This window comes from Pseudomonas synxantha (genome assembly GCF_900105675.1).
GTDB classification, from domain to species: domain Bacteria; phylum Pseudomonadota; class Gammaproteobacteria; order Pseudomonadales; family Pseudomonadaceae; genus Aquipseudomonas; species Aquipseudomonas synxantha.
On record NZ_LT629786.1, the window covers coordinates 301,950 to 323,297 of the forward strand.

Annotated in this window: 19 protein-coding genes and 1 pseudogene; 6 read left to right on the top strand and 14 right to left on the bottom strand. The window is 50.5% G+C overall.

The window, feature by feature from the left end; all coding sequences use genetic code 11:
- Window positions 1-6 precede the first annotated feature (6 nt).
- The 5 genes from BLU48_RS01450 to BLU48_RS01470 all read left to right on the top strand — a co-directional run bounded on the left by BLU48_RS01450 (window position 7) and on the right by BLU48_RS01470 (window position 7,226).
- Entirely contained in the window at window positions 7-3,159 is a 3,153-nt protein-coding gene (locus BLU48_RS01450) for a CusA/CzcA family heavy metal efflux RND transporter (protein WP_024073371.1), read from the top strand.
- Between the two features lie 149 nt (window positions 3,160-3,308).
- Window positions 3,309-3,635 carry a DUF2790 domain-containing protein gene (locus BLU48_RS01455; RefSeq protein WP_019818112.1) on the top strand — a complete coding sequence of 109 codons (327 nt, stop codon included), beginning with the start codon at window positions 3,309-3,311 and terminating at the stop codon, window positions 3,633-3,635.
- A 789-nt stretch (window positions 3,636-4,424) separates the two neighbouring features.
- Entirely contained in the window at window positions 4,425-4,844 is a 420-nt protein-coding gene (locus BLU48_RS01460; protein WP_024073372.1) for a GtrA family protein, read from the top strand.
- The gene (locus BLU48_RS01465) at window positions 4,810-5,793 is read left to right on the top strand and encodes a glycosyltransferase family 2 protein (RefSeq protein ID WP_024073373.1); all 984 of its coding nucleotides are present in this window, start codon (window positions 4,810-4,812) and stop codon (window positions 5,791-5,793) included. Before BLU48_RS01460 ends, BLU48_RS01465 begins: the two co-directional genes overlap by 35 nt.
- The gene (locus BLU48_RS01470; protein ID WP_019818109.1) at window positions 5,787-7,226 is read left to right on the top strand and encodes an ArnT family glycosyltransferase; all 1,440 of its coding nucleotides are present in this window, start codon (window positions 5,787-5,789) and stop codon (window positions 7,224-7,226) included. Before BLU48_RS01465 ends, BLU48_RS01470 begins: the two co-directional genes overlap by 7 nt.
- Window positions 7,227-7,413: 187 nt before the next feature.
- Here BLU48_RS01470 and BLU48_RS01475 read toward each other — a convergent pair whose 3' ends face one another.
- The 4 genes and pseudogenes from BLU48_RS01475 to BLU48_RS01490 form a co-directional block, all read right to left on the bottom strand.
- Window positions 7,414-7,644 carry a hypothetical protein gene (locus BLU48_RS01475; RefSeq protein ID WP_019818108.1) on the bottom strand — a complete coding sequence of 77 codons (231 nt, stop codon included), beginning with the start codon at window positions 7,642-7,644 and terminating at the stop codon, window positions 7,414-7,416.
- Between the two features lie 603 nt (window positions 7,645-8,247).
- Complete coding sequence (locus BLU48_RS01480; RefSeq protein WP_019818107.1) at window positions 8,248-9,663, bottom strand: heavy metal sensor histidine kinase; 1,416 nt, start codon at window positions 9,661-9,663, stop codon at window positions 8,248-8,250.
- Window positions 9,660-10,334: a heavy metal response regulator transcription factor gene (locus BLU48_RS01485; protein WP_019818106.1), complete on the bottom strand. Its 675-nt coding sequence runs from the start codon at window positions 10,332-10,334 to the stop codon at window positions 9,660-9,662. Before BLU48_RS01485 ends, BLU48_RS01480 begins: the two co-directional genes overlap by 4 nt.
- A 486-nt stretch (window positions 10,335-10,820) precedes the next feature.
- Window positions 10,821-11,727: pseudogene (locus BLU48_RS01490) on the bottom strand (cation diffusion facilitator family transporter).
- A gap of 854 nt (window positions 11,728-12,581) precedes the next feature.
- Between BLU48_RS01490 and BLU48_RS01495 the strand changes: the two are divergent.
- On the top strand, window positions 12,582-13,316 hold the full coding sequence (locus BLU48_RS01495; protein ID WP_032873293.1) for an NADPH-dependent F420 reductase: 735 nt from the start codon (window positions 12,582-12,584) through the stop codon (window positions 13,314-13,316).
- Window positions 13,317-13,801: 485 nt separating this feature from the next.
- On the opposite strand, the gene BLU48_RS01500 is transcribed toward BLU48_RS01495, so the two are convergent.
- The 10 genes from BLU48_RS01500 to BLU48_RS01545 form a co-directional block, all read right to left on the bottom strand.
- Entirely contained in the window at window positions 13,802-14,026 is a 225-nt protein-coding gene (locus tag BLU48_RS01500; RefSeq protein WP_019818103.1) for a hypothetical protein, read from the bottom strand.
- Between the two features lie 83 nt (window positions 14,027-14,109).
- Window positions 14,110-14,715, bottom strand: coding sequence for a DUF3275 family protein (locus tag BLU48_RS01505; protein WP_019818102.1), 606 nt, complete (start codon window positions 14,713-14,715; stop codon window positions 14,110-14,112).
- A 77-nt stretch (window positions 14,716-14,792) separates the two neighbouring features.
- Entirely contained in the window at window positions 14,793-15,128 is a 336-nt protein-coding gene (locus tag BLU48_RS01510; RefSeq protein WP_019818101.1) for a hypothetical protein, read from the bottom strand.
- 74 nt (window positions 15,129-15,202) lie between these two features.
- Window positions 15,203-15,700, bottom strand: a complete 498-nt coding sequence (locus tag BLU48_RS32605; RefSeq protein ID WP_019818100.1) for a hypothetical protein — start codon at window positions 15,698-15,700, stop codon at window positions 15,203-15,205.
- Between the two features lie 108 nt (window positions 15,701-15,808).
- Window positions 15,809-16,345 (bottom strand): STY4534 family ICE replication protein, encoded by a 537-nt coding sequence (locus BLU48_RS01520; protein ID WP_019818099.1) that lies wholly within the window; start codon window positions 16,343-16,345, stop codon window positions 15,809-15,811.
- A 95-nt stretch (window positions 16,346-16,440) separates the two neighbouring features.
- Window positions 16,441-16,692, bottom strand: a complete 252-nt coding sequence (locus tag BLU48_RS01525; protein ID WP_008437363.1) for a hypothetical protein — start codon at window positions 16,690-16,692, stop codon at window positions 16,441-16,443.
- Window positions 16,693-18,227: 1,535 nt separating this feature from the next.
- The gene (gene pilM / locus BLU48_RS01535; protein WP_019818097.1) at window positions 18,228-18,668 is read right to left on the bottom strand and encodes a type IV pilus biogenesis protein PilM; all 441 of its coding nucleotides are present in this window, start codon (window positions 18,666-18,668) and stop codon (window positions 18,228-18,230) included.
- A 57-nt stretch (window positions 18,669-18,725) separates the two neighbouring features.
- Entirely contained in the window at window positions 18,726-19,163 is a 438-nt protein-coding gene (locus BLU48_RS31595; protein ID WP_124356003.1) for a hypothetical protein, read from the bottom strand.
- Window positions 19,096-20,412 (bottom strand): shufflon system plasmid conjugative transfer pilus tip adhesin PilV, encoded by a 1,317-nt coding sequence (pilV, locus tag BLU48_RS01540; protein WP_019818096.1) that lies wholly within the window; start codon window positions 20,410-20,412, stop codon window positions 19,096-19,098. Before pilV ends, BLU48_RS31595 begins: the two co-directional genes overlap by 68 nt.
- Window positions 20,402-21,343 (bottom strand): ATPase, T2SS/T4P/T4SS family, encoded by a 942-nt coding sequence (locus BLU48_RS01545; RefSeq protein WP_008437359.1) that lies wholly within the window; start codon window positions 21,341-21,343, stop codon window positions 20,402-20,404. The genes pilV and BLU48_RS01545 overlap by 11 nt, the downstream gene beginning before the upstream one ends.
- Between the last annotated feature and the right edge of the window lie 5 nt (window positions 21,344-21,348).

Below are 21,348 nucleotides of genomic sequence, written 5' to 3' on the forward strand. Positions count from 1 at the left end.
TTTCTTATGTTTGAACGTATCATCAGATTCGCCATTGAGCAGCGCATCGTAGTAATGATCGCAGTTCTAATCATGGCCGGTATAGGTATCTACAGCTACCAAAAACTGCCCATTGATGCGGTGCCTGATATCACAAACGTCCAGGTGCAGATTAACACTGGCGCCCCTGGTTACTCGCCGTTGGAAACCGAACAGCGGATCACGTTTCCAGTTGAAACGGCCATGGCCGGTCTTCCGGGCCTTCAGCAAACCCGATCCCTATCTCGCTCCGGCTTGTCACAGGTCACCGTGATCTTCAAAGACGGTACTGACATCTTTTTTGCCCGCCAACTCATTAACGAGCGTTTGCAGGTTGCAAAGGAACAGTTGCCAGATGGGGTCGAGGCCGTCATGGGGCCTGTATCCACCGGGCTTGGTGAAATCTTCCTGTGGACCGTTGAAGCGGAAGATGGCGCACTCAAAGAAGATGGTACTCCTTACACTCCCACCGACCTGCGAGTGATCCAGGATTGGATTATCAAGCCGCAGCTGCGCAACGTCCCTGGTGTTGCCGAGATCAACACCATCGGTGGCTTCGCCAAGCAGTTTCTGATTGCGCCGGACCCGAAGCGGTTGGCTACCTACAAGCTGACACTTAATGACCTGGTAGTTGCATTGGAAAGCAACAACGCCAACGTGGGCGCCGGTTACATCGAGCGTAATGGTGAGCAGTTGCTCATTCGTGCGCCGGGTCAGGTAAGCAATATCGAAGATATTGCCAACATCGTAATTACCAGTGTAGATGGCACGCCGATTCGCATCAGCAACGTTGCTGAAGTCAGCATCGGTAAAGAACTGCGAACGGGGGCTGCTACTGAGAATGGTCGCGAAGTAGTACTCGGTACCGTATTTATGCTGATTGGTGAAAATAGTCGTACAGTGTCCCAAGCTGTGGCCACCAAATTGACCGACATCAACCGCACCCTGCCGAAGGGCGTGGTTGCTGTGACCGTTTATGACCGTACCAACTTGGTTGAAAAAGCCATTGCGACGGTGAAGAAGAACTTGGTGGAAGGCGCGATTCTGGTAATTGCTATTCTCTTCCTGTTCCTCGGCAACATCCGCGCAGCACTGATCACCGCAATGGTGATCCCGCTGTCCATGCTATTTACCTTCACAGGTATGTTCAACAACAAGGTTAGTGCAAACCTAATGAGTTTGGGAGCACTCGACTTTGGCATTATTGTAGATGGTGCCGTGGTTATAGTAGAAAACGCGATCCGCCGACTGGCTCATGCGCAACACAAGCATGGTCGCATACTCACCAAAGCAGAACGCTTCCATGAAGTCTTTGCCGCTGCAGGTGAAGCTCGCCGGCCACTGATATTTGGCCAGTTGATCATCATGGTAGTGTATCTGCCGATCTTCGCCCTAACCGGCGTCGAAGGAAAAATGTTCCACCCCATGGCATTCACTGTCGTAATGGCGCTGCTGGGGGCAATGATTCTTTCCGTAACCTTTGTTCCTGCTGCTATCGCCATGTTCATCACTGGCAAGGTCAAGGAAGAGGAGGGCGTGGTAATGCGCACCGCCCGACAGCGCTATGAGCCGATACTGCAATGGGTTCTTGGGCACCGGAACATTGCGTTCTCGGCTGCAGTAGCTCTGGTCGTACTTAGCGGTATACTTGCAAGTCGTATGGGTAGCGAGTTCATTCCCAGCCTTAGTGAGGGCGACTTTGCGATGCAGGCTATGCGAGTGCCCGGAACGAGCCTTACTCAGTCCGTCGAGATGCAACAGCGCCTGGAGAAAGCGGTAATAGCGCAGGTCCCAGAAGTAGAGCGGATGTTCGCACGCTCGGGTACTGCAGAAATCGCATCTGATCCAATGCCGCCTAACGCCTCTGACGCCTACATAATGCTTAAGCCTCAGGATCAGTGGCCAAATCCCAATAAGCCTCGTGATGAGCTGATCGCTGAGGTGCAGAAAGCCGCAGCAGGTGTCCCGGGAAGCAACTATGAGTTGTCCCAGCCGATCCAGTTGCGTTTCAACGAGCTGATTTCGGGCGTGCGTAGTGACGTTGCGGTGAAAGTTTTTGGCGATGACATGGACGCGCTCAACAGCACCGCCAACAAAATCGCGGCATCGCTTAAAGCGGTACCGGGCTCATCGGAGGTCAAGGTTGAGCAGACTTCCGGCCTTCCTGTGTTAACCATCAACATCGACCGCGAAAAAGCAGCACGCTACGGTTTGAACATCGCGGATGTGCAAAACTCAATTGCTATTGCTGTGGGTGGCCGCCAGGCAGGTACATTGTATGAGGGCGATCGTCGGTTCGATATGGTGGTGCGACTGCCTGAGACCGTGCGCACTGACGTAGCGGGTATGTCCAGCTTGCTGATTCCTGTGCCTGCTAATGTTGCTCAGGATGCTAATCAGATAGGGTTCATTCCTCTGTCCCAAGTCGCTAATCTTGACTTGCAGTTGGGCCCGAACCAGATCAGCCGCGAAAATGGGAAACGGCTGGTAGTAGTTAGTGCAAACGTTCGAGGCCGTGACCTAGGCTCGTTCGTTGAAGAAGCGACTAAGTCGCTGGCTACTGTGCAGATCCCAGCAGGCTACTGGACTACCTGGGGTGGCCAGTTTGAGCAGTTGCAATCAGCAGCCAAGCGTCTGCAGATCGTTGTTCCAGTCGCATTGCTTCTGGTCATGACACTGCTGTTCCTGATGTTCAACAACTTGAAGGATGGCATGCTGGTCTTCACCGGAATTCCATTCGCACTCACCGGCGGTGTAGTTGCACTGTGGTTGCGGGATATCCCGCTGTCTATCTCGGCGGGAGTTGGCTTCATTGCGCTGTCCGGTGTGGCAGTTCTAAACGGCCTGGTTATGATTTCTTTTATCCGCGGGCTGCGGGAGGAAGGACGTACCCTCCGGCAAGCGGTAGATGAAGGCGCGTTGACACGGTTAAGGCCCGTTCTGATGACAGCCCTAGTCGCATCCCTCGGATTTATCCCGATGGCTCTCGCAACAGGTACCGGTGCTGAAGTTCAGCGGCCACTGGCGACAGTGGTGATTGGCGGGATTCTTTCGTCTACCGTGCTTACTCTGTTGGTGCTTCCTGCTCTGTATCAATGGGCACACCGCAAAGATGATGATGGTGATGAAGCGGGTAGCTGATAGCCCATAACAGAAGCCCACAGCAACGTTGTGGGCTTTTCATTCTGGATATTGTTGTCACCTTTCAAAATTGTAAGTTTACCGTCATGCCGGTGATGCCTGTGAGTTGATAAGGTTACTCCCAATAAGATTGATATTGAGAGGACCTTATGAAAAAGCTTATCATTGCGGCAGCCCTAGCTGTTTTGCCTATAGTTTCACAAGCTACTACGTTTTCCGAAAAGAAGCAGTTGCAATATATTCAGGAACATCAGAACGCCGTGGCTAGCTATGCGGCGAAAAATAATAAGCCAATACCAGAGATTCAGGACTACAAGTATGGAATGAAGATTGATGTTGCAAAATTTGTGCGTCAGTCCCAGGATCCCCGTACTTGCGAGGTGTATCAACGGTTGATGACCTACGAAGACTCGCGGGGTGAGCTTAATACGATTCGTTATTCTTTGTTTTCCCAATGTGTCAACAACAAAAATTGAATGCATCGATAGGATTTTTAGAGGCCATAGAAAAACGCCAGGCGATGCCTGGCGTTTTCTATGGTCCTTGACATGTTTTAACCAAAGATTGTCAGTCCTTGCCCCCCTCCCCAAAAGTAAGTCAAGTCCAGCTAAAAAATTTAGGCCGGCGAATTTGCACTCAGAAGCAGCGAATTTTGAAAAAAACTGATTTCTGTGACATCCAGGCAAAGCATGAGCACTGACTCAGTCGAAGTGCGGCTTGATAAGGGTGTTTATTGGAAAGTTTATAATTGGCTCGGGGCTTAGGCTTACTTAAAGACTTAACTCCGGATAATTGCTTTAGGTGAGTCCTCAGGCTTTGAACGAAAAACGAAAGTCGATGGTGTGGCAGCAAGTTCTGGGTCGTACTAGCTTGCTACCCAACCAAAAATAAACACTGAATATATGGGCTTAGCTCGACGACACGTACGTTTAGCAGGTTGCTTCTTGTTTAAACTGATGGGCGCTCGTGAGAAAATGGATCACTGGTTGGTAAGTTGATACTTAATTGGTGTAATTATTGGTGTCGTTACTGGTTTTCATGTTTTGAGAAAGTGCTTAATTGTCCAAGATCTAAAGTGCCATCATGTATATGCTCTTATCAGAATTGTAATCTCTGGATCATGCTAGAGTTATTTGTTCAGTTTATTATTAGGGTTTTTTGGTGTTTGTTGGGTGGCACAGCTATTGTCGAGGTGCTGCATCATTTAGTTCTGAAATTACATGCAGTTCACTTTTTTTTCACTTCGGGTTGTTTAGTCTTTGTAGATGGAAAATACAAGCATGTCGATCATAGCTTTGCTTATTCGTTATCTAGGCATTGGATTCGTAGCAACCGGGGGGCACTATTTTGTATTTCTCCTGCTTATTGTAAATGGAGTTACTGATCCAGTGTTAGCCAGCGTTGGCGGAGGCGTGATAGGCGCTATTATTAGCTATATTGGTAATAGAAGGCTCAGTTTCGTGGCGACGGGAATTTATAAGCTTCAACCTATCAGGTTTGTACTTGTCTCGTTGGCAACTAATATCGGTAATGGTGTAGGTATGTGGGTTCTGATTAAATTCAATCTCTCACCGCTTGTCTCTCAGATTTTAGTGACTTTAACCCTAACTGCGCTCGGATTCACTGCGCATCGTTTCTGGACATTCAATCATGCGGACATCACATCGGCTTTCCGAACGCGCTGACCCCTTGTTAACAATAGTGGTTCCTTGCTTTCAAGAAGAGCAAACCATTCCGGAATTTCACAAGCGCATCACCAGAGTTGTAAAGCGCCTGCCTGTTTCGTGCGAGATTCTCTATGTCGACGATGGTAGTAGCGATCAAACTGCAGACCTACTTCGACACTATCAAGATGGATCAAATGTACGATGCCTGTTCCTAAGTCGGAACTTCGGAAAAGAGGCTGCGTTAAGTGCAGGGATCGACCATGCACGCGGTAGCGCATTGATCTTCATTGATGTCGACCTTCAGGATCCACCTGAACTCATCTCGAGTATGGTATATCATTGGCAGATGGGTTACGACGTTGTGAACATGCAACGCGACTTGCGAACTGGCGACTCCTGGCTAAAACGCACGAGTGCACGTAGCTATTACTGGATCATGCAGCGCCTGGTGGAGAAAGTTGATCTTCCGGTGGATGTCAGTGACTTCCGTCTGATTGGTCCTGCTCCATTGGCCGCCTTAAGAGCGCTGGACGAACGCTCCAGAATTCTTAAGGGTTTGATCGGCTGGGTAGGCTTTCGCACCATTGAGTTACCCTACAATCGCACTTCCCGTCATGCCGGCAATACCAAGTGGAACGCCGCTAGCCTGCTGGACCTAGCCATCGAAAGTATTCTCAGCTTCTCCCGCAAGCCGCTTCGTATATTCAGTCTCATTAGCTTCAGTTTCTTTGTCTCCAGCATCTGCTACCTGCTCGCAGTACTGGTAGCAGGCTCCTTTGACATCCATCACCTGCTTGTCGGAATTGCTTCATTCATGTGCGTGGGTGTTGCACTGGTGGGCGAGTACGTAGGCGTAACGCTCGCGGAGGTCAAACGCCGCCCCCTTTATTTTCTAAATAGTAATAATGAAGCGCGACCCATGACTATTCATCCTCCGGCTTCCTCACTCGAGGGTAAGAAATGCTGAATTTGAAAAGCGAGCGAACATTGTGGTTCATCCTGAGTTCGATTCTGCTTTTGCGTCTCCTGGGGCTGGGCGTATATCCCCTGATGGATACCTCTGAAGCACGCTACGCTGAAATGGCACGCAAGATGGTTGAACTGAGTGACTGGGTGACTCCGATGTTCGATTACGGAGTTCCATTTTGGGGCAAGCCACCGCTGTCTTTCTGGACCCAAGCGGCGAGCATGACGGTATTCGGCACCAATGAGTTTGCTGCTCGATTCCCAGCCTGGTTTCTCCACTTGGCAAGCTGCTTCATCATCATCAGGCTCGCGACACAGGAGGTATCGCGCAAGGCGGGCATTTGGGCAGCCATCATCTTTTCCGGCACGGCGCTGGGCTTGGTGTCCAGTGGTGTTGTGCTGACTGACCCCGTTTTATCGTTCTCGATCCTGTTGGCCAGCTATGGTTTCTGGCGTTGGATGAAGTGCGCAGGCAAAGGGGATGCCTACCTTATGTTCTTAGCTCTCGGCTTGGGCCTGCTTGCTAAAGGGCCACTGACCTTGGTACTGATGGGCGCGCCAGCATTTTTTTGGATCGTCATCTACAAGCAATGGAATCGGGTATTGAGGCTTCCTTGGGTAACGGGGATTGCTCTCATGTTAGGTATATCAGTGCCTTGGTACATTGCAGCCGAAATGAAGACGCCGGGTTTCCTTGAGTATTTTTTTGTCGGCGAGCACTGGAGCCGATATGTTGTAAGTGATTGGGCCGGGGATCTCTACGGGAGTGCTCACGCCAAGCCCTACGGCACCATATGGATTCAGCTTGGCTTAGCGTTGCTTCCTTGGACTTTCTTTCTACCCCTCGTTATTAGCAGGCGTGGGACGATGCAGCGCTTCGATGTATACCTTTGGCTTTGGGCATTGGCGACACCTGTTTTCTTTACTTTCTCTGGTAACATTCTCTGGACCTATCTTCTTCCTGCTCTGCCTGCATGGACGCTACTCCTTGCCGAATGTATCAGCGAAGTGGGCAGAAAGACTGCTTGGGCTGCTGCAGCGAGCGCTCTGATGCTGCCAGTCGCGGGCGCCGGTATTATCTATAACGGTGTGCTTGAGGATCGTCCTCAGAACCAGCGAGATTTAGTGCAGGCCTGGCTGGATGTGCAGTCGTCTCAATCGGGCCCCCTGATTTATCCTGGCCGCCGCTCGTATTCGTCGGAGTTTTATAGCCGGGGAATGTCCAAAAGCATCAAAGATCCTGACAAGTGGCCTCGCGACAGATCGTTCTACCTTTCCAGGCGTTTGCGCGACAGCGATTCTGATCTACCTGTAGACGTTGGTTGCAAAATAATCACTGAAACGAACGCGAGCCAACTGCTTCTATGCCGCTGGAAGGACACTGCACAGGATGGTGAAAATATTCTAGGAGATAGTGCTACTGGCTCCCGTTGAAAGTAAGAGCCCGGCGAAGAGAGTATTTAAATTTCTAGCTGCTTTTCAGTTTAAAGTGAATAATCCATCTCAGGATTTATCTTTGATGCTGAAAAATTATTTAATAAGTACAATTAGGGAGAGGTTGCTAAAAAGCCAGATATTAATCTGGCTTTTTGTCGATGGCTTTGATCGTGTTAATTGTTTTTTACTGTCTCTTAGTTGTCGACTTGCTGCTAATGCCCTTAGGTTCTTTCTGTTTTTCTTGAGCAATTTTCTGCTTACTTTTCTCCGATACATCAGGACCCCATAGACGAGCTTGCTCGGCTCGGAAGTTATCTTTGAAATTTTTGGTTCGCTCGAAACCGTCTTCAGCAAAAGCGGAACTCATAAATCCAGTCAGTACGATACCAATAGAGAGGAGTTTTATGAATTTCATTGTGCCCTCGATGTTTACTAGGTCTGCTTAACTAGCAGCCTTTGTGGTTTGATAGTTTAGGATTTTGAAGCTAACAGCAGGGTGAGGGAATCATTACAATTTCGTAATTTATGCGTTTGGTGAAACGGTATAAATTTTGTGTTTGTGAAAGCTCCGAAGCAGGCTATTTTTCTTTCATAACCTTTAATGTGATATCTAAGCCATTGATGTTTTTGGATTTTTTGCCACTAGTGGAAGCTAGCCATAAACGATCTAAAGACTGTGTAGCAGCGATTGGATATTTTTGTTTACGCATCGAAGCTAACGGCTAGATTAGCTGGCATCTCAAATGCGGCGCCGTTGGCGGTTAGTCAAACTGGCTGTCGAATTTTTTTGACTCCGTCTGTGGTTCACTCAGAGGGGCGTGAAAGAGTTTAAGGCGGGGGGGGGGGGCGTGCCGATAAGGTCGCGTTATATGTGGCTGCTCGCCATATTTTCGGGTAGGGCTGCCTTCCCCTCTAGACGTCGAGCTAAAGACCAAAACAATACGGCAGCCCTCAGGCATTAAAGCTTTCAAGTAAAAAAGAGAGCTCTTCTAAAATCGGCCCCCTCCATATACGGGACCTAGGCTGCGCCCATTTGCGTTTGCTTCATTTGGGTGTCGGGAAAGTTGAGGTGAAACCAGGTAAAATTCTGATCAGTCACTTCTACGCTCGCAGAACCCTGATGCAATCCCATAATTGACTGTACTATAGCTAGGCCCAGACCCGTACCACCTTCATTTCGTGCTCGGCTTTTGTCTACACGGTAGAACCGCTCGAACAAATGCACCTGGTGTTCCTTGGCGATTCCGCGCCCCGGGTTACCAACACTCAAGGTAGTTCCGTTAGCACCGCGTTGAACTTTCACGTAAACCGTCCGGCCTCTTGGGCAGTAGCGAATCGCGTTCGAGACAAGGTTCGAGATGGCTCGTTGAATCATTATCTGATTGCCACGCACCACGCCATTTCCTGTGAGCTGGAGTTGTATTTCGCCTTCTTCGGCCGTAATGCTGAAGAGGTCGCAGACCCGCTGAATTTCGTCGAGCAAACAGACATTTTCGAATTCTACCATTGACGCGGGGTGGCTGACCTGGGCTAGAAATAGCATGTCGGAAACCATTCGACTCATGCGGTCCAACTCTTCCGTGCACGACTCCAAGACTTCTCGGTACTCAGGAAGAGACCTTTCCCGGGTCAGCGCAACCTGAGCCTTACCCATGAGATTGGACAAAGGTGCACGCAGTTCGTGAGCAAGATCGTCCGAGAACTGCGATAGCTGCTGAACCCCATCATCTAGACGCATCAGCATGATATTGATTCCATCGCCGAGCTTCTTCAGTTCTGCCGGCATCCCCTTCGTTGGTAGGCGATGATCAAGGCTCTCGGTGGAAATTTTCGAGGCAATCCTCAAGAACTTGGTCAGAGGCAGTAGTCCTCTGCGCACAGTCCACCATCCAATGGCCAAGATCAGCAAGAGAATAAGAGGCGAGACCATCAGCGCCCAGGTTAGCAATGCATCGAGCAGGGCTTGGTTGGCTGACTGGTCCATGGTCATGAACACACTAACTTCGGTTCCATCGCCTAGATTCATTACTCGCGAAGCGCTAAGTAGCGGGCGACCCGTGGAGTCACGCCACTCGTGCTGTTTAACCTGCTCGGTTGGCTTGAACTTGTGCACTTCCAGGTTGACTGCCTTCGAACCTATTGAGAGCAGTGGAGTTTGCGTTTGTCCTGACTCAAAGATGCTGACGTACAGATTATTGTGCCCCATGACCAAGTCAACTAGCTGGTGCGCGTCTGGATTGACATCAGCGATACTAGTGATAGCGGATAGGTTGTGAGTCATACCCGCCATTTTCACTTCGAGGTCCATTCGGGAGTTTCTCTCGAGAGCTTGGCTCACCATCACATACCCAAAGGTGGCGAAAAGGAGGAGCAGCGCTGCGCTCATCAAACCGACTTTGAATCCCAGCTTCACAGCCAGACTGAACGGCCTCATGCGCGCTCCTCCAGAACGTACCCTATGCCTCGAAGTTTATGTATGAGCTTGGTCTCAAATGGATCATCGATCTTCGAGCGTAATCGCCGGATAGAGACGTCAATAACGTTATTATCGCAGTCAAAGTTCATGTCCCATATCAGCCAGATGCTCTGAGAGCGTGTAAGTGCTTTGCCAGCTCGACTAATGAGAAGGTGCAGGAGAGCAAATTTCTTGGTGTTGAGGTCTATGCGTGTAGATCCACGGAACACCCGATGGCGCACAGAGTCGAGCTCTACATCCGAAATTCTCAGCGCGTTTTTCTCAAAAAGCTCGTCGCCACGTCTTTGCAGCGAGCGCATGCGAGCAAGCAGCTCGGGAAACTCGAAGGGCTTGACGAGGTAGTCATCTGCGCCACCGTCCAAACCCTTGAGCTTGTCGTTGGTTCGTCCCCAGGCAGTCAGCATAATGACGCGGACCCGGCTGGTTTCTCTAATGACTTCCAAAAGGTCCAAGCCATTGATGTCAGGGAGGTTCACATCGAGAAGCAGAAACGAATAAATATTAGTATTGAATAAGTGAGCGGCATCAACACCATTGTTTGCTATATTTACGATGTACCCGCTTTCAGAAAGGCCCTGCTGAAGGTATTCTACGTTTTTGGTTTCGTCTTCCACAACTAGAACGCGCATAACTTATCTCAGGATGTGAGTAAAATAATAGTCCAATCGGCCGCCAGTGTGGTTATACGCTGATTGGTAGTACTGCTGTGTGCTTGGTGTTTAATTTCATTATTTATTTTCATGCGCATTACATTAACTCAATAATAACTGATCCTAGCGCGAATTGGCTAAATGCGCGTAAGCTTTGCAAATTTGTAATTTTTGCGCAATATTATTGATAGTTATGATAAATTGATTGTTTGGAATAATCGAGAATCTGTCAATGGTAAGGTTTTTAAGGCCAAAGCTGGCGGATGCCTTCAGTGCGCGTAGCAGGCGAATCTGCCTGAAGGCTCCTTTAATATTGGCCGCCGGTCAACTCGATTAGTCGTTAAATTTAGAGGTGGCAGTAATGCATATTTAAAAGCGCGTATAGTCTTGGGGAACGCATCTTAAGTCGATTTTTCTTAGGGCTTCTGCCTGCAAATACAACAATTAGCGTCATCAAAAAAACGACTAGTGTGAAGGCTTCGGAGCATTATCATGAAAGGCTGCTTGCTCCATTTGAATCGTGCAGTGATGAATTTCGAACGATTTACTCACCGCGTCAATGACTGATGCGAGAATAACATCTCGATTTAATGAATCTCGCACGACTACGTGCGACGTCAGGATATTGCGGCCACTACTTAGAGCCCAAACATGCAGATCATGGACCTCCATGACCCCATCTACTCCAAGTATCAGGGACTCTATTTCCGCAATATTGAGATTGTCGGGTACCCCTTCCATAAGTACCCCCCAAGCTTTCGCGCAACAACTGCCAAGTACGTGGAAACACCCATATACCGATTGCTACGGCGACAATCGTATCGACCCAGCTCCAACCTGTAAATCGGATGACAAGTGCCGCTATGATCACGCCCAATGAACCAAGCATGTCGCTCCAGACTTCAAGATAGGCTCCCTTGAGATTCAGACTTTCACTGCTGGCAGAGGAGAGCAGACGCATCGATATCAGGTTCACAAAAAGACCCCCAATTGCGATCCACATCATCGCACCGGTAGCAATCTCCGACGGTACTAGCAAGCGCTGATACGCCTCGTACAAAATGTAGGCAGCGACCATAAAGAGTAATAAGGCATTGAACGTTGAGGCTAGGATCTCTATGCGAGCATATCCAAAAGTCCGTTTCTGGTCCGCTGGCCGCTTGGCTATTTGGAGAGCAATCAGTGAAATTGCCAGAGCAGCAGTATCTGTGAGCATATGTGATGCATCAGACAGCAGGGCTAGGCTGCCGGTAACGCATGCTCCGATAACCTCCGCAATCATAAAAATACCAGTCAGGGCAAGCGCCATGAGTAGTTTTTTCTGGTGTCCTTCACGTAGAGCGGCACCGCCATGAGCGTGATTGGATCCCACATGCTTCTCCTTGCCTAATGTAGTGGTTGGCTTCAATCTAGATTCTCATCGCTACAAACAAAAACACAAATATGGATCCTACCTTTCAGAACGGCTAATAAAACTCATTTAAACTAATTGTAGTTTAGGATGAAAGTATGTTGTTGGTATGCGATTTTTTGCAGACCTGCGTCTCCTCTAGCCGGCGATACGGTGCTAGTCAACAGCCTACTTTGACACGGCTCAAAAAAAGAAGGTTCCGCTGGGATTGTGTCAGAATTGTAATTCTGCTGTAGCTATCTCGTTATCCGTCGTCAAAAATAATACGGCTAGCTAAAAATTTACGCTACGTAGCGGTGTCGCTAAGCACAGACACGAAATTACCTCAAACTCCTCGCAACGCTGCTGAGTAACATAATTACCTAGTTTTTTAACGCCGGCCGCGGTCAATATTTTCATCGCAAATTCTGATTCCTTAATCACTGAACTATCTCGTAAGGAAGAAACCGCGGGTTTTGAAATGATGCTCGGCGATACGGAGCTCGAGAGTGCCGTTCGATGTGAGGGGTTAGGTCGATGACACCGTTGAGATGCGGAACGGACTGAGGCTTAACCATTAACACCGATTGTCGAAAGTGGTCGTCGCTACCGACCCAAAAGGGGCGAATGGCGGTAATTTGGATGCCGCTAGACGCTGGCATCGTGTGCCGATTACCGACAGCGTAACCTTTCATTCTTGAAGAGTCGTATTTACCTGAGTCAAGCGACATGCGTGCTCACCCCAGATCGCAGCGGCTTTGCGACACGCTTGATTCATTCGCACACCTAGCCAGGTAGCAACTTGAATATTGGTTGTGGGTGAGGAGGTTATTGAAGTGAAAATCGGAGTTAGCGGCGCCGGCAATATTGGGGCTACCCTTGCCCGCAAGCTCGTCGCGTGCGGCCATGAAGTTAAGCTGGCAAATTCGAAAGGCCCCGAAAGCCTTCAAAACCTGGTCAGTGAAATCGGCGCACACGCTGTGACCAAGGAAGAGGCAGTGTCCGAGGTAGGCGTTGTGATCCTCTCGATACCCTTCCCAAAATATCCAGATCTCAAACAGACGTTAAAGAATGTCCCCGAGAAAGTCGTTGTCATTGACACGTCCAATTACTATCCGGGACGCGACGGGGCAATCATAGAAGTTGACGACGGCAAGCCCGTGAACGTTTGGGTAAGCGAGCAGTTTAGCCGCCCGGTCATTAAGGCTTGGAACGCCGTCCTTGCAGCGACTCTTGCCGACAATCGGCAACCAACTGGATCTTCGACACGCATTGGCTTACATGTAGCAGGGGATGACACTCATGCAGAGGCCGTCGCGCAGGATCTCGTTGAGGATACGGGCTTTATCGCGCTTGCCGCTGGTAGCCTTGAAGATTCGTGGCGTCAGCAACCAGGAACACCAGCCTACTGCACCGAGCTAACATTGCCGGAGCTGAAGATGGCGCTGGAGGCGGCAGACAAGGTACGGGCACCTCAAAACCGAGACGCACTTATCGCAAAATTTATGGTTCCCGGCAGTCAGTTTACAGATGAGCAAATTGTTGCCACAAATCGCGCTAGGACGGCCTGACTACCGGATTAGGCGGGATTCTTTGCTAGAATTTCGCCTAATTGATCTAGTCGCTAAACTCATCTCTTTACGTAAACAGGGCACTGCAGACGCGTGCCTAACTCAGCGTCTGGATGAGGCCGCGAATTTCCTAACCTGTCCTGTATCGCGGCCTAGGCCACGTCACGTTGTTCAAGCATCCGCTCAATCTCAGCGCCAGCTAAAGCGTCGCAAGCGTGCGGCGTGGTCTACTACCGATCTCAACTATTAAGGCGTTGGCGTCAGGAAGGCGTGTTTACCGGACGCTTACCTTCAAGGAATTCCGGGCAACACAGAAACAAGAACGCCGATTTGATTGATGATGTTCGTGCGAGCAAACACATCTAACAAACCGGCGTTCTTATGTGCGATATTATACTTTTCTTCCTTTTTGGGAGGGCTTTTCTGTCGTTAACACAAAGCCTGATGGTGATGCCCTCCAGATCGATCTGACTCCCCGCGCCAAACTAGACCGTCTCGTTTTGAAATAGTGGGCTGTGCCCAGTGAGAAAGATTTGCCCCAGGTATTTGGGGCGAAGGGCAACGGCGCCATCGGCTTGTTCTGCCGTCATTTCGAGCTCCTCTACGAAGAAGTCCCAAAGCTCCTCATTCGTCGATACCTCGTTATTGGCGAGCTGATCTTCGATGTTTTCAAGGATTTGTTGGGTCAGGTTATTGAAGATTAGATTCATGTGCTGCTCCTGTTGAGTCGAGGAGCGCCCAGGAGGGAGCCTCTCATGAATGTGCCGATTGGCTTGGCGTATCGCCGGCATCGTTAGGTATTGGAGATATTCCATACCTGCAGTTTGAAGTTGTGTAAATAGCCGAGCTCCGAGAGCCGACTGCACTGTTGGCGTAGTTGCTGACGATCAACAGTTGTGTCCAGCCTGACTGTATAGCTTAGAGGCCAGATTGTGCCGAACAACTCGGCATCTGCCTCGAGGTCGTTGGTTGCGCCGGTCGGGGTCATCCCGAACGGGGCATCCTCTTTTGATACCTGTTTATTGGTGGCCGGTAGGGCGGGCGGATTATTACGCTGCACAGGCTTGGAGAGGTTGGAAGAAGACTCTTCATCCATAGGGTCAGGCTCGTTTGGCGAGAGCCTGGCGGCGTCTTCTGGTGTCAGATTGTCGACGTCGTCGAGGCTCATGCTTTCCAGCCTTGCACGGATCTCAACGATCAGGCGGCCTGCTGTGGAGTAATACGAAGGACGGATCTCCGTTATCAGAAAGTCGCCTCGGTATTTGCCTTCATCGTACTGATCGAGGAGTGCGTCTTTGATCACGAACTCACCGATAGAGGTCGAAAGCCGTCCGACGTTGAATTCGCCATTACGGCCGCTGATGGTACGGATGGCCAGTTGGCCGGGGATGTTGATCATGGGCAGCTCCACACTGCTACGAATGAAAAAAGCCCGACAGGTGTCGGGCTTTGGGCAGTGCTGTGATTGTCGAAGGATTACGGGCAAGAAGTATGAGTTTCTTCCTTGAGTGAGATGTACAGATAGAAAACGCCTGGCGGTGATTCTATACGGTCAAGTTTTAGGTCCAGCCAGACTCGATCAGTGCTATTGCCGGCAGGCAATAAACGATAGAGGCCGAAATGGATCTGTGTGCTGTCAGGTTGCAAGTGCAGTTCTCGGTAGGCCTCCAGGACAACTTCGCCCAGTCGCTCACTGACAACACTTGCATCCTGAGGGTTTTCAATATGCACCGCTTCCTGCCAGGCCCGGGGTGTTAAAACGACCGGGAGCTTGAGCAGGTCAGACGACACGAGGTTAGTGGTGCTTTGCATGTTTATCTCCAGGTGTGAGAAACCACCCGGCCCGTCCGGGAAGTGGTTTCCCGGTTAGGTATGTTTTGGTTATGTCAGGACCAGCACACGTGGCGTTGTGTCCAGAGGTTGAGGTCAAAAGCTTGTTTCGCGGCATATTCGCTGCGGTAGTATTCTTCGGACTCCCTTGATACCGGTTCAAACTCATCAGCGGTACCAATGTAATAGCCCGCAGCGCTCTTCAGTATTTGGAGGGGGTACTCGATACCGCACTCGGCGAATGCAAGTTTCCCGTATGCAAAATCCGACACAATGTATGGTTCCGGTGTTATTAGCTGCTGCTGGTCTTCTTCAGTAAAGCGTGACCAACCGCCACCATTAATGGCCGCGTTCACTCCTTCGCCCCAAGCTCGACTGAGCGCAGGAACGGTTTTGAACAGCTCGGGTACGATCGGCTGGCCGGCGCGGTACGCGTCGGCACCCAGAATATGAGCCTCGATCTCAGCCTCATATTGGGTAATCTCGTCGCCATAGATTTCCGCTTTTGCATAAGCAACGCGTATATCGAGAGATTGCGTAAATAACGTGTTCATAAAGGTGAGTCTCCAACGGACGAGAATCACCGTGCCCGGAAGGGAGGTGTTCCCTGCGGACTTTGATAATAATGAAGGCACCCGAAGGGTGCCTTTCAACAAAGTGAATCAAGATGCCGTACGCTGCTGTTTAGCGGGCGTTGGCTTGGATTGTTCCTCTGCTACTGGCTCGGATGCTTCTTCGCTTGCGAGCTGTGCTTCAGGTTCCGCTTCGCCGTCTTCAACAACTGGTTCTACTTCACGAGGCTTTGCTTCATAGACGGTTTGGCCATCCACCTTGATCCAGCCGATAAACAACAGGCGTCCCTTGAGGCTTGCTCCAGGTTGACCTTTTTTATCGCCTTTCTCGTAGGTAAATGCGTCGGTCCAGATATCACCGATGCGGAAGCTCACAAGGACCTTCTTTCCGGCTTCAACGGCTGCTTGGCTGCGACGAATCAGCTTTTCAGCTTCAGCGCCGACCACGTTGCAGTCGATATAGGAATACTCGGCATCATCCATCGAGCCGCGCAGAGCCGCAACGGTAACTGCCATGAATGGCTTACCTTTGCCGCGAGGTTTCACTTCACGGATACGGTTGAGATAACCGATACCAGTGGTGTGAAGGTCGAAGAATTTTGCTTCGTTGGATTGATTAGTGCTCATGGTGATTCTCCAGTTTCGAAATAACAGAAAGCGGAGAAACACTTCGCCCTAGGGGGAAAGTATTCCCCGCGAGGGTGGGTGGAGCTTAAGGTTGTTTAATGCATCAGCTTCATTGCAGCAATCATTACACCGACAGCTGCAGACAACATGACGCCCATGCGAATGGTGAGCTTGACTTCAAGCTGTGAAATCTCAGATTTGAACTCTGCAGCAAGAGCAGTTAAATCTGCCTTGGTAGCCAAACGTGAAAGCATGTCGGTCTCCAAAGCTTCAATAACAGCATTTGCCTTCTGTTCCGGGACGTTAATCGAAATCAACGCCTGGTAGAGAGCCAGTTCAGTTTTCATCAGACCTCCAAAAGTGAGAGGCCTGCCCTGACGGGGTAGGCCCGTCATGGGTGGGAAAGGTGCTTCCATCGACTAAGTCGACTGATCGCGCTACCGGAAGCTATGGCGATCTTGGGAGTGGATCAATGCAGAAAACCGCATCGTAGTCTTGCGGATCCAGACTACTTGGGCATGTTGCTGACGACGTCAGCGATACATGTGCAGATCATGGAAATACGATTGTCGCTTGTCAAGCCCCTACCGTGAAAACTCTGAGGAAACCTTCCCTTTGGGAAGGCTCCCTACAGAGGCGAAGGACGCAGACTTAGCAAGTTGCTGGCACCAACGAGCGTGCAGCTGGCTTCTTACGCGGTTTCCGAGCTGGCTTTTCGACCACTCGAGTGTTAGCCGCGTACCAAAGGTTCAGGTCGACACCTTTACGAGTTATTGCCGGTACATGATCCATCTCACGTACGAGACGCTCAGGTACGCAGGGCGGTGGAAGCAACGGAGCTGCTTTGGTATGGATAGCTGTGGGCGCAGCGCTGGTTTTCTTTACCGCACGCAGAAACTGTCGCGTGATGGTGCCAAGCGCGAAACCGAAGCCATAAGCAAGTTTGGACATGGTGATTCTCCTGCAGGTTGAATGCGGAGAACCCACTGACCCCGTTGGGGAAGTGATTCCCCGCGAGGTGAGTTGCATAAGGTGCTTCCATCGACGATTGTCGACCGACCGCGCTACCAGAAGCTCAGCGGTCTTGGGCGGATCTGACACGAACATCGTGTCGCAGTCTTCAAGATCCTGACTGCCTGGGCATGATGCTGACGACGTCAGCAAAGCACGTCCATATCATCGAAGGGGGGATGGTGATGTGTCAAGCGGAGAGGGATATTTCGCGGAGGGCAAAGAAGGTTCAGGTCGACAGGAGAAGCTACCGAGAGTAGCTGGGTCAACAGTCACTCTCGGATGTAGTAAGTAGCGTCTTTCAGAAAAAAATACCACCTGTGCGGGATGAAGGCGTTGTTGATCCCTGGGCTGTGATCTGAACGTCTTACTTCCAACACCTGGCCGATTATCGTGGCTGAGGCCAGCTAGCATAAGGCACGCATCCGCGCACAAAGGGAGCCCTGCGTTTCGCCGGCGGGCCACCGGCAAGGAAAAGCAGCTACCAATAGGTAGCCTGATCATCCTTTGCAAGATGATCAGGCTACCTATTGTGTGAGCTTTAAAAAGTGTGGGCCACAACACCAGTGTGGCCCTTAGACTACGGTGCTTCGAACCTCAACAGAGCCCTATGTGCCTTTGAACTCGCAATTCACGAGTTAGACGGCTGCGTGTCTGGCTTGAACAGGGAGACACAGGGAGAGCTCTGAACCAGGTCCGCACGCCCTTCCCGGAGCTATGCGTGCTTTGGGGTTGGTGATGAGGCAAGCCGCATCACCGGGCGCTACTGATGACCGCCAGTAGCCAACGGGGTGGAAACGTTGTTGTGATCATTATGTTGATAGGCCGGAGCTTATGCAACCCGGCGCCTTTCAAAGTCGGTCGACTCAGACTAATTGACTGCGACGACCGCACCTTCGGGAACAGGGGACGGAATTGCTATACCGGTCGCCCCAGTTATCTGTGAAATCAGCATTCCTGAACGCTTTAAACCAACGGTAGTTGTCTTTGTCAGGTCTACCAGCACAGAAGGCAAGCCTGACGGTGCAACCCCATCAAAATAAGTATAGGCCGTTCCTGATGAGATGTAAGAACCTACGCCCACAGGTTTCACAAACCACCCAGGTAGGTTGAGCGCAGAATCGCTCGGTACTCCGCTGAAGCCCGGGTTGGCCTGGGCATATTCGGTAGCGGCAGATCGGTACACCAGAAAGCCGCGACCCAGTGAGTCGAGGGTAGCGTAGTCGGATGTACGTTGGTCCTGATGTTGGTTCTCCATGAAAATGCTGGAGGCAATGAGCACAATCATCAAAACGAGCCATTGCATTGTCATGATATGAGCTCCATCCACAAAATGGTGGTTGTTACCACCTACGCGTCAATAACAAAACTATTTCGTGAGGATAATCAATGTTAAGCAAATTCCTACTAGGCCAAGCGCAATGACAGTCCACTTTGCGGCTCGCTTGATGCTCATTGGTTTGCGTTGTGGATTGATTAATTCCATAGTGGCGATCTTTTTTACTAAATAACGACCAGAGGCCGTTGGTTGTAACTTGTAAGTGAACTCGCCGACCTCGAATGCCTCTTTTTCTTCTAGTGCGCGACGCCATAGCACAGTTGAGCATATCCTGCTTCGGGTGCTTAGCCAGGTCTGTAATTCTCCAGCACTATACTCAACGTTATTCTCAAGCGTCTGCACTGCAATAATCCCCATAAACATACTATAAAACGTTTTTGAAATTTTATAAATGGATGCTTTATTTGAAGCAGCTCCAATAGAAAAGACCTGGCCAGGAAAGTCGAGATGTGGAGAGAAACCATCCACTTGCATTTCTGAAGATGTACCCAGTCTCACTATCCCCGATGCCAAAAGCGCCAGTTAAAGAGCATGACTTCCATGTAGTGTCGCCAAGGGAGCAGGTCACACTTCCTCTGGCAGGCGCCTGGCAGGTGCCCTGGATCAGCTGGAATTCCCACCCACCTGGTCTTTTCCATAAGCCTTGTTCGCAGGACAACGTTATTCCCGCGGCGCTTTTTGCAAGAAGGGTTCGGTCACTGCACTGTTGCCCCTCGGTAGCTATGCCTCCCAGGGACAAATATTCATTTGTCTGAATGCGATCATAGGCCGTTATCTTGCCCGTCGAGGTTATCTTTCCACCCCATAGTTCACCTCCGGTTGAAAAGTTTTTGTCGTTATAAACTTGGACCCAGTTGGGGCTATTTTGATAAATCCCGCCTCCCCATTTTTCGCTGTACCAGCCTGTGTCACCACGTGTTCTGAACCAACCACCTGTGCTGGTATCACCGGTAATGGTTGCAGTAGCGGCATTAACATTGGCTGTGGCGATAACGTTTCGAGCTGTAATGTCGGCGTTAGCTGTTATGTTGCCTGACGCTGTGATACTTCCTGCGTTGTTAATATTGTGGTTGCCCATCGTGATATCAGTATTCATCGTGTTGAATTCTGGATGATTGGGCACTGCGTTTCGATATAGATAGTCATTAGCCAACGCTCCATCCATAAGAAAAAGTGCGCTAGCTGTATGTCCTGGGCCAGGAGCTATAGCATAGTTACTTAGTGCTACCTGCCATCCACCCCGCACGCCCTGGACGATGTTCGGATTGGCAGAAGAGATGAACCCACCAGGTCCTCCGAGATTTTCAGCGATGGTTCGAATACCCATTTCAGGAATCGTCTGCCCACCTGTAGTAACCACAATCACTTCCAGTTGATTGGCGTTGGGTTTCCGGGCGAGGCCGACAATGGTCTGCCCAAAGGCGTTAGTGGGGCTATAACCTGCAGGAAGGTAGTTGGTGTTGACGAGCATCGGAACGGTTATTTGCACCGGTACGGTTGCTGCCGCGTTGGCCAGCACCACGCTGTAGTTATCCTTCAGATATTTGGCCAATGCCTCTGAAATGGTTCTCTGTTGATCAGCCGCAATTCGATAGTCCTGAGAATCCATCTGCTTGATTTGCCATGCGATCGCCAAAGTGACGACAACGGAGAAAACGGCCAATCCGATCGCCATGTCCAAGCTCAAGAACCCCCGCTGCTTGATCCTACTGGTCATTCCAGAGACTCCTTGATGATTGGTGAGCGATGTCGTGATCGAGCATCGTGATCTTTCCTGCATGGACTTTCTCTCGGATGCCCGGTCCGTCATCGCCTGTGAAAAGCAGGCTCTGCAGGGTTAATCGACGACTTCCTTCGTTGCCACTTGATAAGGACTGGTGAAGAACAGCCACCAACCCCTTGGAGAGCAGCTCTCGGGCGTTATTGAGTAACGGCTGAGCCAGGGCTGATATACGTTCAATGCCTTGAGTAACGCTGCCGGCATGACCTGTGCTGATAATGAGATGGCCATTGATCGAGGCTTGAATTACTTGTGCTGCTGTCGAGCTGTCGCGAATTTCTCCCACGAACAGGAAATCGGCTCTTGTGCGCAGCGCTAGGATCAAAGCTTCCTCGTATCCCCCCATCCGGCGAGAGACCGGAACTTGAATGCAGCGCCCACTCCCATGCCTGCCATTCAAAAATGGTTCTGGAGGATCCTCTACAGCCACACAAATGCCTCCCCAGGCCTCGAGACGTGCTTTCACCAGTGATGCAGCACTTGAGGTTTTCCCTGTGCCCATTTCCCCACAAATAAATATCAGGCCGCGTACCGTGTCGCTCATCAGCGCGTCCTGCAGATAGTCGGGCAGACCCAGCATGTCCAATGGACGGATCTGGACTGAGGATTTGCTTACGACAAACACAGGCTTGCCATTCAAATCCAGCAACTGGGTTACACGAAGGACGACGCCATCTTCAATTAGGGCGAACTCTGGATCCTGGGTTGCCTTGTGCTTTTCCTCGCACTGCGCCCGTAAGCGCTCAAGGTCTGCCCGCCATTCGGCGGGCGCTTCAACCCTTCGTGCCTGCCCAGGGAGACCTTTGGCGTCGGCAAATCCATCGCCGAGGTACAGGTCGACGAATTCAGCATCAGAGATCACGCTCACACTGA

Coding starts and splice junctions, on each gene's coding strand:
- pilM (WP_019818097.1), bottom strand. CDS start 18,668: ATGACAATGCAATGGCTCGTTTTGATGATTGTGCTCATTGCCTCCAGC.
- BLU48_RS01480 (WP_019818107.1), bottom strand. CDS start 9,663: ATGAGGCCGTTCAGTCTGGCTGTGAAGCTGGGATTCAAAGTCGGTTTG.
- BLU48_RS01525 (WP_008437363.1), bottom strand. CDS start 16,692: ATGAAAACTGAACTGGCTCTCTACCAGGCGTTGATTTCGATTAACGTC.
- BLU48_RS01520 (WP_019818099.1), bottom strand. CDS start 16,345: ATGAGCACTAATCAATCCAACGAAGCAAAATTCTTCGACCTTCACACC.
- BLU48_RS01475 (WP_019818108.1), bottom strand. CDS start 7,644: ATGAAATTCATAAAACTCCTCTCTATTGGTATCGTACTGACTGGATTT.
- BLU48_RS01505 (WP_019818102.1), bottom strand. CDS start 14,715: ATGATCAACATCCCCGGCCAACTGGCCATCCGTACCATCAGCGGCCGT.
- BLU48_RS01510 (WP_019818101.1), bottom strand. CDS start 15,128: ATGCAAAGCACCACTAACCTCGTGTCGTCTGACCTGCTCAAGCTCCCG.
- BLU48_RS01470 (WP_019818109.1), top strand. CDS start 5,787: ATGCTGAATTTGAAAAGCGAGCGAACATTGTGGTTCATCCTGAGTTCG.
- BLU48_RS01455 (WP_019818112.1), top strand. CDS start 3,309: ATGAAAAAGCTTATCATTGCGGCAGCCCTAGCTGTTTTGCCTATAGTT.
- BLU48_RS32605 (WP_019818100.1), bottom strand. CDS start 15,700: ATGAACACGTTATTTACGCAATCTCTCGATATACGCGTTGCTTATGCA.
- BLU48_RS01450 (WP_024073371.1), top strand. CDS start 7: ATGTTTGAACGTATCATCAGATTCGCCATTGAGCAGCGCATCGTAGTA.
- BLU48_RS01465 (WP_024073373.1), top strand. CDS start 4,810: ATGCGGACATCACATCGGCTTTCCGAACGCGCTGACCCCTTGTTAACA.
- BLU48_RS01485 (WP_019818106.1), bottom strand. CDS start 10,334: ATGCGCGTTCTAGTTGTGGAAGACGAAACCAAAAACGTAGAATACCTT.
- BLU48_RS01460 (WP_024073372.1), top strand. CDS start 4,425: ATGGAAAATACAAGCATGTCGATCATAGCTTTGCTTATTCGTTATCTA.
- BLU48_RS01500 (WP_019818103.1), bottom strand. CDS start 14,026: ATGAATCTAATCTTCAATAACCTGACCCAACAAATCCTTGAAAACATC.
- pilV (WP_019818096.1), bottom strand. CDS start 20,412: ATGACCAGTAGGATCAAGCAGCGGGGGTTCTTGAGCTTGGACATGGCG.